Annotated in this window: 11 protein-coding genes; 5 read left to right on the top strand and 6 right to left on the bottom strand. The window is 71.1% G+C overall.

Translation table 11 applies throughout. The annotated features are described in order from the left end of the window. Positions 1–36: 36 nt before the first annotated feature. Positions 37–219, bottom strand: a complete 183-nt coding sequence (locus ACLZOT_RS11655; protein WP_416969076.1) for a hypothetical protein — start codon at positions 217–219, stop codon at positions 37–39. On the opposite strand from ACLZOT_RS11655, the gene ACLZOT_RS11650 reads away from it, so the two are divergent. Together ACLZOT_RS11650 and ACLZOT_RS11645 are read left to right on the top strand one after the other, a co-directional pair. Continuing rightward, positions 214–381 carry a hypothetical protein gene (locus ACLZOT_RS11650; RefSeq protein WP_416969054.1) on the top strand — a complete coding sequence of 56 codons (168 nt, stop codon included), beginning with the start codon at positions 214–216 and terminating at the stop codon, positions 379–381. The genes ACLZOT_RS11655 and ACLZOT_RS11650 overlap by 6 nt on opposite strands. Further along, positions 320–802: a TetR/AcrR family transcriptional regulator gene (locus ACLZOT_RS11645; protein ID WP_416968738.1), complete on the top strand. Its 483-nt coding sequence runs from the start codon at positions 320–322 to the stop codon at positions 800–802. Before ACLZOT_RS11650 ends, ACLZOT_RS11645 begins: the two co-directional genes overlap by 62 nt. 74 nt (positions 803–876) lie before the next feature. Here the strand turns inward: ACLZOT_RS11645 and ACLZOT_RS11640 are convergent, their stop codons facing one another. The 5 genes from ACLZOT_RS11640 to ACLZOT_RS11620 form a co-directional block, all read right to left on the bottom strand. Next, positions 877–1,068 (bottom strand): ferredoxin, encoded by a 192-nt coding sequence (locus ACLZOT_RS11640; protein WP_416968737.1) that lies wholly within the window; start codon positions 1,066–1,068, stop codon positions 877–879. A gap of 132 nt (positions 1,069–1,200) precedes the next feature. Further along, a complete protein-coding gene (locus ACLZOT_RS11635) occupies positions 1,201–2,424 on the bottom strand; it encodes a cytochrome P450 (protein ID WP_416968736.1) in 1,224 nt (407 codons plus the stop codon). A 28-nt stretch (positions 2,425–2,452) separates the two neighbouring features. After that, the gene (locus tag ACLZOT_RS11630) at positions 2,453–3,409 is read right to left on the bottom strand and encodes an alpha/beta hydrolase (protein WP_416968735.1); all 957 of its coding nucleotides are present in this window, start codon (positions 3,407–3,409) and stop codon (positions 2,453–2,455) included. Between the two features lie 105 nt (positions 3,410–3,514). Continuing rightward, complete coding sequence (locus tag ACLZOT_RS11625) at positions 3,515–5,284, bottom strand: sulfatase (protein WP_416968734.1); 1,770 nt, start codon at positions 5,282–5,284, stop codon at positions 3,515–3,517. Positions 5,285–5,330: 46 nt separating this feature from the next. After that, entirely contained in the window at positions 5,331–6,287 is a 957-nt protein-coding gene (locus ACLZOT_RS11620) for a formylglycine-generating enzyme family protein (RefSeq protein ID WP_416968733.1), read from the bottom strand. Between the two features lie 65 nt (positions 6,288–6,352). On the opposite strand from ACLZOT_RS11620, the gene araB reads away from it, so the two are divergent. The 3 genes from araB to ACLZOT_RS11605 are packed head-to-tail and all read left to right on the top strand — an operon-like array spanning position 6,353 to position 12,952. Next, positions 6,353–8,056 carry a ribulokinase gene (araB, locus tag ACLZOT_RS11615; RefSeq protein ID WP_416968732.1) on the top strand — a complete coding sequence of 568 codons (1,704 nt, stop codon included), beginning with the start codon at positions 6,353–6,355 and terminating at the stop codon, positions 8,054–8,056. A gap of 52 nt (positions 8,057–8,108) precedes the next feature. Then, positions 8,109–10,610: a glycoside hydrolase family 2 TIM barrel-domain containing protein gene (locus ACLZOT_RS11610; RefSeq protein ID WP_416968731.1), complete on the top strand. Its 2,502-nt coding sequence runs from the start codon at positions 8,109–8,111 to the stop codon at positions 10,608–10,610. After that, positions 10,607–12,952 (top strand): hypothetical protein, encoded by a 2,346-nt coding sequence (locus ACLZOT_RS11605; protein ID WP_416968730.1) that lies wholly within the window; start codon positions 10,607–10,609, stop codon positions 12,950–12,952. The genes ACLZOT_RS11610 and ACLZOT_RS11605 overlap by 4 nt, the downstream gene beginning before the upstream one ends. Positions 12,953–13,057: the final 105 nt, after the last annotated feature.

Raw genomic sequence — 13,057 nt, 5'->3', positions numbered from 1 at the left:
TAGGGAGGGGGAGGGGTGGTGCGGTCCTGACGGATGTCAGGGTGGGTTGGAGAAGTCCTGGATTGAATCAACTGGTTGATTTAAAATATGGGCGAAGGCCCGGAACCAGGTGGAGATGCTGTGACGACGAGCGGCGTCCGACGATCCGAACAGGTCGGTGCCACGCGGGACGCCCTGCTGACGGCGGCCGAGCGGCTGTTCGCCGAGCGTGGTGTGCACGCGGTGGCCAACCGCCAGATCAGCCGGGCCGCCGGGCAGGGCAACAACGCCGCGGTCACCTACCACTTCGGGACCAAGGCCGGGGGTGGTGGAGGCGCTGGTGCGCCGGCACGCGGAACGGATCGAGCGCGACCGGGCCCGGCTGGTGGCGCAGGCCGGTGAGTTCACCGACCTGCGGACCTGGGCCGCGTGCACGGTCCGCCCCGTCACCGGCCATCTGGACTCGCTGGGCAGCCCCAGCTGGTACGCGCGGTTCATGACCCAGGTGACCGTCGATCCCGCGCTCCGGACACTGGTGTCGCGGGTGCTGGACGCCGAGTCCCCGTCGCTGCTGCGCCTGCGGGACGAGCTGTACCGGCTGCTGCCGGAGCTGCCGCCCGAGGCATTCGCGGAACGGGGCGCCATGACACGCCACCTGATCACGCAGATGTGCGTGGAGCGGGAGCACGGCCTCGCGGAGGGCAGCGCCTCGCACCACCGGAGCTGGGACGAGGTCGCCGACGGTCTCGTCGACGCGATCGTCGCCCTGTGGCGGGCGCCTGTCACCACCGACGCCGGGGGATCGGCGAGCGGCGGACCGTGAGGACCGCGACGTCGCCGAGTCCTCACGGCGGCGAAGGACGGGGCGCCGGTCGCGCCCTGCCCTGGGTGCCCGCGTCAGTCGAGCACGATGGCGGCGGCCGGGCAGACGGCAGCCGCGTCACGTACCGCCGGGTGCTGATCCTCGGCGGGCTCCGTGTCGAGGAGGACGACGATGCCGTCCTCGTCGCGCTGGTCGAAGACCTCGGGGGCGGCGAGGACGCAGCTTCCGGCGCCGCAGCACTTGTCCTCGTCGATGGTGACCTTCATGGTCGTTCCCTTCTTCGGAAGGCTCTCGGTGGGGGATGCCGGTCAGGCCCTCGATCTTGCGCAACTCCTCGACGGAGACGGCGAGTTCGAGGCCAGGGGCTGGGCGTTGGGGCTGCGCGTGGGGACGGGTTGTCACCAGGTCACCGGAAGCTCGTAGACCCCGTACACGAGGCCGTCCTCCTTGAAGGGGAGCTTCTGGAGGTCGGTGGCCAGGCGGAGGGTGGGGACGCGGCGGAAGAGCGTGCTGTAGACGACCTGGAGCTCCAGGCGGGCCAGGGGCTGGCCGAGGCACTGGTGGATGCCGAATCCGAACGCCTGGTGCCGGCGGGCGTCGCGGGTGACGTCGAGCCGGTCGGGCTCGGGGAAGACGTCGTCCTGCCAGTTGGCGGTGGCGCTGGGGAGGACGACGCCCTCGCCGGCGCGGATCGTGGTCCCGCCGACCTCGATGTCCTCCAGGGCGATCCGGCGGTTGCCGATGTGAATGATCGTGAGATAGCGCAGGAGCTCGTCGACGGCGCTCGCCAGGACCTTGGGGTCGTCGGTGTCGCGGACGATCGCGAGCTGGTCGGGGTGCTCCAGCAGTGCCGCGACGCTCAGCGCGATCATGTTCGCCGAGGTCTCGTGCCCCGCGCCGAGCAGCAGCAGGCCCATGGTCGCGGCCTGCGGATGGGTCAGGTCGCCGTCGCGGACCCGGGCCGCCAGTTCGGAGAGGAGGTCGTCGCCGGGGGCGGCGAGCTTCTGGTCGAGCTGGTCCGCGACGTAGTCGAGCAGCGCCTTCCGGGCAGCCGTGGACGCCTCGGGCGAGACATCGTGGCGCAGGCCCACCTCGCTCTGGTGCTGGAAGAACGCGTGGTCCTCGTACGGCACCCCGAGGAGTTCGCAGATCACGAGCGAGGGCAGGGGGAGCGCGAGCGCCCGGACGAGGTCGGCGGGGTTGGGCCCGGCGAGCATCGCGTCGACGAAGTCGTCCGTCATCCGCTGGACGGACGGGCGCAGGGCCTCGACGCGCTTGATGGTGAAGGCCCCGCTGAGCATGCGGCGGATCCGGGCGTGCTCCGGGTCGTCCAGGTTGAGGAAGGACGGCTGGACGTTCCGGGAGCCCGACTCGCGGAACGCCGGGTTCATGTACGGGAAGCCGGGGCGCCGCAGGTCGACGCTGCACCGCTGGTCGGCCAGCAGGGCGCGCTGGTCCTCGAAACGGGTGACCAGCCAGGGCGTGCTGCCGTCCCAGATCCGGACCTTCGAGATCGGGCGCCGCGTGTGCGCCTCACGTAAGGCGGGCGGCGGCGCGAAGGGGCAGCCGGAATCCCTGGGCATGGGGAAGTCGGGGACTGTCCCGGTGGGGGTGGTCGTCATCTAGCTCTCGATTCTCTCGGTGAGGGGCTCAGAAACCGGTGAGGGCGCGCAGCCGGTCGGCCCTGGCCCGGGCGACGACGTCGATGTCCGGCGCGAGGTGGTCGAAGGCGTGCGGGCAGCCGGGGTGGACATGGAGTTCGGCGGAGCTGCCGGCGGCGGCGAGGCGGCGGGCGTAGGAGACGGCCTCGTCACGGAAGATGTCCAGCTCGCCGACCTCGACGTAGGCGTCCGGGAGCCCGGTCAGGTCGCTCGCGCGGGCGGGTGCGGCGTACGCGGGGACGTCGGGGCCTCCTACGGCGTCGCCGAGCAGGGCGTGCCAGCCGGTCCAGTTGTCGTCGTACGTCCAGACGGCGAACGGCAGCAGGGCGGGGTCGGGTTCGGTGGTGCGGTCGTCGAGCATCGGGTACACGAGGATCTGCTTCGCGACGGGGAGGCCGCGCTCCCGGGCCAGCAGGGTGACCCCGGCCGCGAGGCCGCCGCCCGCGCTCTCGCCCATCACCGCGATCCGCGCGGGGTCCACGCCCAGCTCGTCCGCGTGCGCGGCCAGCGCGACCAGGCCCGCGTAGGCGTCCTCGACCGGGGTGGGGTGCGGGTGCTCCGGTGCGCGGCGGTAGTCGACCGAGAGCAGGGGGACGCGGCTGTCGGCCGCGTATCCGGCGACCAGCCGGTCGAACAGGTCGACCGAGCCCGAGACCATCCCGCCGCCGTGCAGGTAGACGGCGGCGGGTCCCCGGCCGGTGGGGTCCTGCCCCTCGGGTGCGTACCAGCGTGCCGCCACCTCCGCGCCGTCGTACGAGACGGCGTGGAGGTCGGTGCGGGTCACCGAGGGGTGCTCGGGCTTGCCCGCGTCGATCGCGGCCAGTTCGGCTTCGCCGTCGCGCAGGGCCTGCCAGTCGCCACGGGCCGGATGCCGCGACGACGCGTCCACGCTCGCGCGGCGGGCGGTGAGGGCGTTGAGGAGTTCGGCGTCGAAGGCGTACGGCACGGTGGCTCCGGAGGGGAAGACTTAATTCAAGCGGTTGATTTAATTTAGCTCCAGCGGATCCCGGATGCAAACACAGGGCACCTGAGGACCAGGGCCGGCGGAGTCCTACAGCGCTGCCAGCTCCTGCGCCAGGACCCGCAGCGTGACCGTGGGGAAGCCGCCCCCCGACAGCGCCGCCAGCGAGATCAGCGACGTCGAGCCGATCGCCTGGAGCAGTTCCGTGTCGACCAGGCTGGGTGCGTGGGTGCGCAGCACCTCGACGGCCTCGGGGTCGGCGACCAGGGCCGTGATCGGGGTGCGCAGGGAGAAGCGCCCCGCCGGGAAGTCCTCCGGCCTCGGCAGCGGTTCGGCGGCCTGCCGGGCCTGCTCCCGCTGGGCGCGCACCAGGAGGTGGGCGTCGGTGACCGGGCCCTCGGCGGGCAGACCGAGGCGCTCGTACTGGCTCGGCGGAGCGTCGTTCGCCCGCATCAGCTCGACCAGCAGGCCCGCCATCCGTAGCTCCACCTCGTCGTCCACGAACGGGGCGCGCTGCTCGGGGTCGGTGGCGAGGTCGAAGAGGAGGGTGCCGAAGCGGTAGGGGTTGAAGAAGGTGCGGCCACGGGTGCGCAGGGTGGGGACGCCCTTGGTGAAGGTGAACGGCTCGGCGAGTTCGGCGTCCTTGAGCTCCTCCGGGGTGAACCGGCCGCGCATGTGGGTCGGCATCAACGTGTGCTCGTACAGAGGGGAGTTGTCGGCGTTCGCGGGTGCGCGCATGTAGACGTACCGGCCGTCGGTGACGTTGACGTGACCGCCGTGGATCCCGAACAGGGCCGCCTCGCGCACCGGTTGCTCCTCGGCGACCGGCAGCGGGACGCCCTGCGTGTCCAAGGGCCGTTCCACACCGAAGAATTCGAGGAGCGTCGGCGCGAGGTCGATCGTCTGCACCAGCGCCTCGCGCCGCTCGCCCGCCGCCTGCGGGTGGCGGGGGTCCCACACGAACAGGGGCAGGTGCACCAGCTCGTCGTACCAGGGCTGGACGGACTTGCCCCACCACTCTTTCTCGCCGAGCAGCAGCCCGTGGTCGGTGTTGACGATCAGCAGCGTGTCCTGCCACAGGTCGTGCTCGTCCATCAGGTCCAGGACCCGGCCGAGGGAACGGTCGCACATCGACAGCAGGGCGGCGTACTCGTAACGGGCGTGCTCCACCTGCTCGTCGGTCTCGGTGACCTGGCGGTAGTCCGGCCAGTCGAAGTGCGGTCCTTCGTAGGCGTGCGGGTAGAGGTCCTTGTAGTGCTGGTGCGAGAAGAACGGCTCGTGCGGGTCGAAGGTCTCGATCTGGACGAACCAGCGGTCCTCGGCGAGGTTGGTGCGCACGAAGTCGAGGCCGGCGTCGAAGGTCAGCGTCTGATGGTGGAGATCCTCGGTCGGCATGTACGAGCGGTTGACCCAGTCCTGGCGGTATCCCTCGGCCCGCAGCTCCTTGACGTCCGCCTCCGGCATCGGCGGGTCGGCGACGTGCCCCTTCCACGGGTCGCCCTCCTGTCCCCGGAAGAACTCCCAGGTGCTGTACCGGCCGTGGTAGGTCGCGCCGCCGTCCTCCCAGTAGTGCGGGTGGTCACTGGCGAGGTGCGTGTGCACCCCCGCCCTCTTCAGCAACTCCGGCATCGAGTCGTCGAACGGCTCCATCGGACCCCAGCCGCGGTGCAGGAAGTTGTGCCGCCCCGTGTGGAGTTCACGCCGGGCCGGCATGCACGGCATCGAACCGGCGTACGCCTTCTGGTAGGTGACGGTCCGTTCGGCGAGGCGGGCGAAGTTCGGGGCGTGGGTCCAGTCGCAGCCGTACGGGGGGAGCATGTGCCGGTTCAGGCTGTCGAACATGACCATGATGGCTCTCATGGGGTGCGGCTCCTTTGGCAGTTGAGGTTTCTGGGCGTCCCGCGTTCTAGGCGTCCCGCGCGCACCGGAACCCGGTGTGGCCGCTCGCGCCGTCCGGCGAACTGGCCGTGCGGGCGGCGACGCGGTAGCGGTTGCAGTAGGACCGGTGACACAGGTGGGACCCGCCCCGGATGACCTTGTCCGTGCCCCGCGCCGGTCCCTTCGGGTCGGTCACGGTGTCCGGCGCGTGGCGGGTGGTCCACCAGTCGGCGCACCACTCCCAGACGTTGCCCGAAGTGTTGTGCAGGCCGAAGCCGTTGGGCTCGAAGGCGTCGACGGGAGCGGTGCCCCGGTACCCGTCGGCGGCGGTGTTCTCGTCAGGGAACACGCCCCGCCAGATGTTGCACCGGTACTCCCCGTGGGGGTCCAGCTCGTCCCCCCACGGGTACCGCTGTTGCTCCAGCCCGCCGCGCGCCGCGTACTCCCACTCCGCTTCGGTGGGCAGCCGCTTCCCCGCCCAACTCGCGTACGCCGCCGCGTCGTTCCAGGAGACGTGGACGACGGGATGGTCACCGCGATCCGCGACCGAACTGCCGGGACCCTCGGGCCGGTCCCACCGCGCCCCACCGATCCCGCACCACCAAGGCGTACGGTCCGGCCGGGGCGCCCCGCGCCGCAGCGAGGCGGGCAGGAACCCGGCGAACACATAGGACCAGCCGATGAGCTGGGCCTCGGTGACGTACCCCGTGTCGGCCACGAACCCGGCGAACCGGTCGTTGCTGACGGCGTGCACGTCGATGCGGAACGGGCTCAGCCGCACGGGCCGCACCGGCCCCTCCCCGTCGCCGGGGAACCCCTCGCTGTCGGCCGCGCCCATCAGGAACTCGCCGCCGGGCAGGAGAACCATGCCGTCGAGGTCGTCGCGGCGGGTGAGGCCGGGGAGCGCGACCGGGGGCGACGTCGCGGCCGTCCGCTGTCTCCGGGGTGCGCAGCAGGCGGGAGGCGGGGTAGAGCTGAGGTGCATGGGGCGACCCTAGCTACTAAAATTTTGCATGTATAGATTTACACTCTGTCGACTGGGAGAAGCGCATGGCCGGTACCCCCGAGCAGTACACCGTCGGCGTCGACTTCGGGACGCTGTCCGGCCGGGCCGTCGTCGTACGGGTGCGCGACGGCCGGGAGATGGGATCGGCCGTGCACGAGTACCGGCACGGCGTGATCGACGAACGCCTGCCCGGCGGCGGCTCCCCGCTGCCCCCCGACTGGGCCCTGCAACACCCGCGGGACTGGTGCGACGTCCTCGCCGCGGCCGTACCGGAAGCACTCGCGGCGGCCGGTGTCTCCCCTGCCGAAGTGGTCGGCATCGGCACGGACTTCACGGCGTGCACCGTCCTGCCCACCCACGCCGACGGCACGCCCCTCGCGCTGACACCCGAGTTCGCCGGCCGGCCGCACGCCTGGCCGAAGCTGTGGAAGCACCACGCCGCCCAGGACCAGGCCGACCGCATCAACGCCCTCGCCCACGCACGCGGGGAGACGTGGATCCACCGGTACGGCGGGAAGATCTCCGCCGAGTGGCAGTTCGCGAAGGCCCTCCAGGTCCTCGAAGAGGATCCCGAGGTCTACCACGCCTGCGTCCGCTGGATCGAGGCCGCCGACTGGATCGTGTGGCAGCTCACCGGCGAGGAGTCCCGCAACACCTGCACCGCCGGCTACAAGGGCATCCACCAGGACGGCGGCTACCCCTCCGAGGAGTATCTCGGCGCCCTGCACCCCGACTTCGCCGGGTTCGCCCGTACCCGCCTCGAACACCCGCTGGCGCCGCTCGGCAGCAGGGCCGGCTCGCTCACCGCCGAGGCCGCCGCCCTGACGGGCCTGCCCGAGGGCATCGCCGTGGCCGCGGGCAACATCGACGCCCACGTCGCCGCACCCGCCGCCCGCGCGGTGGACAACGGCCGACTCCTCGCCATCATGGGCACCTCGACCTGCCACATCCTCAACAGCGACCGGCTCGCCGACGTCCCCGGCATCTGCGGTGTCGTACACGGCGGCGTCGTGGACGGCGCCTTCGGGTACGAGGCCGGCCAGAGCGCCGTCGGCGACATCTTCGCCTGGTGGCTGCGCCAGGGCGTCCCCGCCGACTACCTCGCGGAGGCCGAACGCAGCGGCGAGGACCTGCACGCGCTGCTCACCCGCAAGTGCGCCGCACAGCCCGTCGGGGCCCACGGGCTGGTCGCCCTGGACTGGATGAACGGCAACAGGTCCGTCCTGGTGGACCACAACCTCTCCGGCGTGATCATCGGCCTCACCCTCGACACCCGGCCGGAGGACGTCTACCGGGCCCTCCTCGAAGCCACCGCCTTCGGCACCCGCGTCATCGTCGAGGCGTTCGAGAACGGCGGCGTCCCCGTCACCGAGTTCGTCGTCGCGGGTGGCCTGAAGAAGAACGCCCTGCTCATGCAGATCTACGCCGACGTCCTGCGCCGCCCGGTCTCCCTCGCCGCCTCGGAACAGGGCCCCGCCCTCGGCTCCGCCATCCACGCTGCCGTCGCCGCCGGGAGCCATCCGGACGTACGGACCGCCGCTGCGGCGATGGGCAGGGCCCACCGGCACGCCTACCTGCCCGACCCCGGCCGCGCGGACGCGTACGACCGCCTCTTCGCCGTCTACCGGGACCTGCACGACCACTTCGGGACACGCGGTGACCTGCTGCACCGGCTGCGCAGGCAGCGCAACGAGGCGAGGACCTCGGAGTTCGAGGGCGCGGGCATGGCAGCTAAATTTGTTAGGTGATAGATTTTCAATCACCGAAACGCCATGCCGAGCCGACACTCATGGAGTCCGTATGTTCCGCACGTCCTTCAATGACGCTTGGCAGGTCCGGGAGAAGGTCAACCCCTTCGCCGAACTGGCCGGGGCGACCGCTCCGTTCACACCGGTGACGGTTCCGCATGACGCCATGCTCGGGCGGTGGCGGACCGCGCCGGAGGGTGAGGTGACGATGGAGGGGGCGGCCGGGGCGTATTTCCCGGGCGGGGTCTTCGAGTACCGCAAGACGTTCGCGGTGCCCCAGGAGTGGCGGGGGAAGCGGATCCTCGTCGAGTTCGAGGGGGTCTACCGGGGCGCGATGGTCTACATCAACGGGGACTACGCCGGTCAACGCCCCTACGGCTACTCGCAGTTCAGGATCGACGCCGACCGGTTCCTCAGGTTCGGCGAGGAGAACGAGATCCGCGTCGAGGCGCGGGCGCATCGGGACGCCCGGTGGTACACGGGGGCCGGGATCTACCGGGACACCTGGCTGCTGGTCGGCGAGACGCTGCGGATCGAGCCCGAGGGCGTCACGGTCACGACACCGGACGTGGACGCGGAACGGGCGGTGGTCGAGGTCGTCACGCGGGTCGTGAACGACTCGATCGAGGTGCGCACAGTTCCCGTGACCACCGAACTCCGGGACCCGACGGGGGAGTTGGCGGCGCGTGACATATCGAGGGCGACCGTGCTTCCCGGCGAGGGCGCGACCGTACGGCAGCGGCTGTACGTCGTCGGCCCCGACCGCTGGAGCCCCGAGTCACCGGCGCTCCACACCTGCCACGTCGCCCTGGGGGATGTGGACGAGGAGACGGTCACCTTCGGTATCCGCACGCTGCAACTCGATCCGCGGCACGGTCTGCGGATCAACGGCGAGCGGGTGAAGCTGCGCGGCGCCTGCGTCCACCACGACAACGGGCCCTTGGGCGCGGCGACATACGCCCGCGCGGAGGAACGCCGGATCGAGATCCTCAAGGACGCGGGGTTCAACGCCGTCCGCATGTCCCACCAGCCGATGAGCAGGGCGATGCTGGAGGCGTGCGACCGGACCGGCATGCTCGTCGTGGACGAGGCGTTCGACGTGTGGACGGGCGGCAAGAGCGAGTTCGACTACAGCCTCGACTTCCCCGAGTGGTGGGAACGCGACATCGAGGCGATGGTCGCGAAGGACGTCAACCACCCCAGCGTCATCATGTACTCGATCGGCAACGAGATCCCCGAGACCGGATCGCGCTTCGGCGCCGCCTGGGGACGCCGACTCGCCGAGAAAGTACGGGAGTTGGACCCGACGCGGTACGTCACCAACGCCGTCAACGGCATGCTCGCCGTCATGTCCGAACTGGGCGCGCTCCAGCAACAGGCCCTGGAACAGGCCGCATCGGACGGCGCCGGCATCAACACGCTGATGGCGGACGCCGGGGACGCGATGAACGCCGTCAGCGCGTCGGAGCTGGTCACCGAGCGCACGGCGGAGTCCTTCGCGGTCCTCGACGTCGCCGGGCTCAACTACGCGGAGGCACGGTACGCGCTCGACCGCGAACTCTTCCCGAACCGGATCCTGCTGGGCACGGAGACGTTCCCGACGCGCATCGACGGGAACTGGCAGCTGGTCGGCCAACACCCGCATGTCCTGGGCGACTTCACCTGGACCGGCTGGGACTACCTCGGCGAGGTCGGCATCGGACGGCCCCGGTACGCGGACAGTGACACCCCGGGGCACAACGCCCCGTACCCCTACCTCGTCGCGGGGTGCGGCGACATCGACATCACCGGCCACCGCAGGCCCGCCTCCTACTACCGGGAGATCGTGTTCGGCCTGCGCGCCGAGCCCTACATCGCCGTCCGGCGACCCGAGTACCACGGCAAGCGGTGGGCGGGCTCCCCGTGGGCCTGGAGCGACAGCCTCGCCAGCTGGACCTGGCCCGGCTTCGAGGGCGCACCGGTCACCGTCGAGGTCTACTCCGACGCCGACGAGGTCGAACTCCTCGGCAACGGCAACTCGTTCGGCCGCCGGCCGGTCGGACCCGGGCACCGGTTCCGCACGGAGTTCGAGATCGTGTACGTCCCCGGCGAACTCGTCGCCGTCGCCTACAAGAACGGCACCGAGAGCGGCCGCACAAGCCTCGCCTGGGCCAACGGACCCCTACGGCTGAACGCCGAGGCCGACCGGGAGACGGTCCGTACGGGCGGGGGCGACCTCGCGTACGTCACGCTCACGCTGACCGACACGCACGGCACCGTCCACACCGCAGCCGACCGCCGGGTGACCGTGGAGGTGAGCGGGCCAGGGGAGTTGATCGCGCTCGGCAGCGCCGACCCGTGGACCGAGGTGCCGTTCGACGTGACGGAACGCCTCACCCACGAGGGCCGCGCACTGGCGATCCTGCGGCCGACCGGCGCCGGGAAGATCCACCTCACGGCGAGCGCGCCGGACTGCGAACCGGTGAGCGTCGTCGTCACCGCCGAGGGGGAGAAGTGGCCGGGGGAGAGCGCGAGTTGGAGAGGCGCGAGGCCGGGGCAGGGGAAACCGGCGTGATAGACCGCGAAGCCCTCGTCCGACGCCACACCGTCGAACTCACCCGGCCCGACCCCGCGCACGTCCTGACCGTCGGCAACGGTGACTTCGCCTACTCGTGCGACATCACCGGCATGCAGTCCTTCCCCGAGTACCACGACCAGGCCGCCGCCTTCGCCGAACAGCGCCTCGCCGTCCACAACGCCACGCTCTCCAGCTGGGGTTGGCACGAGATGCCCAACCCCGAGGGGTACGTCCTCGACGACGCGATGACGACGTACGACACCCCGCGCGGACCCGTCCGCTACCCCGACAAGTTCGACATGGCGTCGATGATGACCGGCGAACCCGCCGAGGAGTACCGCGCCGGAGCATGGCTGCACGCCAACCCCCAGCGCCTCGACCTCGGCCGCATCGGCCTCACCCTCGGCACCGACCCCACCGCGCTGGAACACCCGTACCAGTGCCTCGACCTGTGGACCGGCGTGCTCACCAGCACGTTCACGTACGCCGGTGAGGAGGTCACCGTCACCACGGTCGCCGACCCGCACCACTCCCGCGTCGCCTTCAGGATCGAGTCGCAGCTGCTGGCCGACGGCCGGGTCGGCGTCGCGCTGAGGTTCCCGTACGCCAGCGACGGCTTCTTCCAGACGTCCGACTGGGCCTCTCCCGCGCGGCACACGTCCGTACTCGAACAGCAGGGAGAGCGAACAGCCTTCGTCCGGCGCTCACTTGACGAGACGTCATATTCCGTACGGCTCGACTGGACCGACGGCGAGCTGACGGCGGCGGACGCGGCGCACGAGTTCCGGCTCAACTCCCGTCGCGCGCAACTTGAGTTGGTGGCCTCCTTCGCCCCGGACGACGAGATCGGCGGCTGTGACTTCGCGTCCGTCGTCGCGGCGTCCACCACCTGGTGGCGCGACTTCTGGACCTCCGGCGCGGCGATCGACTTCAGCGGTTCCACCGATCCGCGTGCGGCGGAGCTGGAGCGGCGCGTGGTGCTCTCGCAGTACCTGACCGCCGTGCACAGTTCGGGGGTGCTGCCGCCGCAGGAGTCGGGACTCGTCGCCAACTCCTGGTTCGGGAAGTTCCATCTGGAGATGCACTGGTGGCACGGGGCGCACTTCGCCGCATGGGGGCGCCCCGAACTCCTCGCGCGCAGCATGGAGTGGTACCTGTCGATCCTCGACTCCGCGCGGGAGACAGCTCGTCGGCAGAGCTACGAGGGCGCCCGCTGGCCCAAGCAGACCGGTCCCGACGGGCGGGAAAGCCCCTCGGACATCGGGGCGTTGCTGATCTGGCAGCAGCCGCACCCGCTCTATCTGCTCGAACTGCTCCACCGGGCGCGTCCCGACGCCGAGTTGGTCACCAGGTTCGCCGAACTCGTCGACGAGACCGCGACGTTCATGGCCTCCTTCGTCGAGGAACGCGACGGCGTCTTCCACCTCCCCGCCCCCGTGATGCCGGCACAGGAGTTCTACGACGCCCGCACCACCGAGGACCCGACCTTCGAACTCGCCTACTGGCACTGGGGCTTGGAGATCGCCCAGCGCTGGCGTGAACGCCTCGGACTCGAACGGCACAAGCGGTGGCAGCACATCCAGGACCACCTCGCCCTGCCCCACCGCGACGGCGACCGCTACACCGCCGTCGCCACGGAGCCGTACCTCCGCCGCGACGACCACCCCTCCCTGCTGTGCGCGCTCGGCGTCGTACCCCCAACTCCCCTGATCGACCCGGCAGTCATGACCGAGACCCTCGAAGACGTCCTCGCCGACTGGGACTGGAACAGCGCCTGGGGCTGGGACTTCCCAGTACTGGCGATGGCCGCCACCCGCCTCGGACGACCCGACCTCGCCGTGGACGCACTGCTGATGGACACACCGAAGAACACGTACACGGCAGTCGGCCACACCCCCCAGATCGACAGCCTCCTGCCGGTCTACCTCCCCTCCAACGGGGCGTTGCTCGCGGCAGTCTCCCTGATGGCGGCTGGGTGGGACGGTGCGCCGGGGTACGCCGGGGCCGGGGGCAGAGCCGAAGCAGCCGTCGGAGCCAGGGCGGAAGGCGAGCCGGCGGCGGAAGCTGGGGCCCGGGGCGGCCCCAGAGCCGGAGCCGAGGCCGAAGCAGATACCGCTGACGACACGGATACCGACTCTGGTCCCGGTCCCGACTCCGGTCCCGGTCCCGACCCTGGTCCCGGTCCCGACTCTGGCCTCGGCTTTGGCTCCGGCCTCGGCTCCGGCCTGGGCTTCGGCCTGGGCTCCCCCTCCGACCCCGCTCCCGGCCCCAATTGCCCCGGCTTCCCCAACAACGGCCGCTGGCGCGTCCGGCACGAGGGCTTCACCGTCTGGCCCTGACCCTGCACCCCCGACCCCACGAACAGGCCACCCCCGCAGGGGGAAATGCCCCAAACCGCCGGCCGCCGGTGCCCTGACACACCGGCGGCCGGTCCCGAAGAACAC

The organism is Streptomyces sp. 4F14 (assembly GCF_048159485.1).
Taxonomy (GTDB): Bacteria; Actinomycetota; Actinomycetes; order Streptomycetales; family Streptomycetaceae; genus Streptomyces.
Note: the sequence above shows the minus strand (reverse complement) of the source record. Positions and strands in the feature narration are given on the sequence as shown.

Coding starts and splice junctions, on each gene's coding strand:
- ACLZOT_RS11640 (WP_416968737.1), bottom strand. CDS start 1,068: ATGAAGGTCACCATCGACGAGGACAAGTGCTGCGGCGCCGGAAGCTGC.
- ACLZOT_RS11635 (WP_416968736.1), bottom strand. CDS start 2,424: ATGACGACCACCCCCACCGGGACAGTCCCCGACTTCCCCATGCCCAGG.
- ACLZOT_RS11625 (WP_416968734.1), bottom strand. CDS start 5,284: ATGAGAGCCATCATGGTCATGTTCGACAGCCTGAACCGGCACATGCTC.
- ACLZOT_RS11620 (WP_416968733.1), bottom strand. CDS start 6,287: ATGCACCTCAGCTCTACCCCGCCTCCCGCCTGCTGCGCACCCCGGAGA.
- araB (WP_416968732.1), top strand. CDS start 6,353: ATGGCCGGTACCCCCGAGCAGTACACCGTCGGCGTCGACTTCGGGACG.
- ACLZOT_RS11610 (WP_416968731.1), top strand. CDS start 8,109: ATGTTCCGCACGTCCTTCAATGACGCTTGGCAGGTCCGGGAGAAGGTC.